This window comes from Ochrobactrum sp. SFR4 (assembly GCF_019730395.1).
Classification (GTDB): domain Bacteria; phylum Pseudomonadota; class Alphaproteobacteria; order Rhizobiales; family Rhizobiaceae; genus Pseudochrobactrum.
Map to the genome: position 1 here is coordinate 1 of NZ_JAAPBB010000373.1, position 357 is coordinate 357.

Consider the following 357-nt stretch of genomic DNA (forward strand, 5'->3'; position numbering starts at 1 on the left):
CGCGACCTGAAGGCGATAGTAGGTTGCCATGTTTGGATGTAGGAGGGGCGGAGGTTCATCCGCTTCTGCTAGAAACTGCTCCATTTCCTTTTTTCGGCGCTCAAGGCTCACCATCTTCTCATTGAGCCGATCGGCGGCTCCGCCCTTTAGGATCAGGTTCAGAAGGGTGTCCAGTTCCCGGTCGATCTTTTTGATTTCTGCTTCGGCCGAATCGATCGATGCACGTCCCTCCATGCGCAGCCGGTTCATCTCGCGGGTGAACTCGTCACAAAATTCCTTAAATAGGGCCGGGTCCATCAAATGGTGGCGAAGGGAGCTGAGCACGCGGGCCTCGAGCCGGTCACGGCGAATCTTCTT

At 56.0% G+C, this 357-nt stretch carries 1 pseudogene; it reads right to left on the reverse strand.

Annotation, left to right across the window (positions count from 1 at the left end):
• A pseudogene (locus tag HBA93_RS19425) lies at window positions 1–357 on the reverse strand (recombinase family protein); the annotation flags it as partial.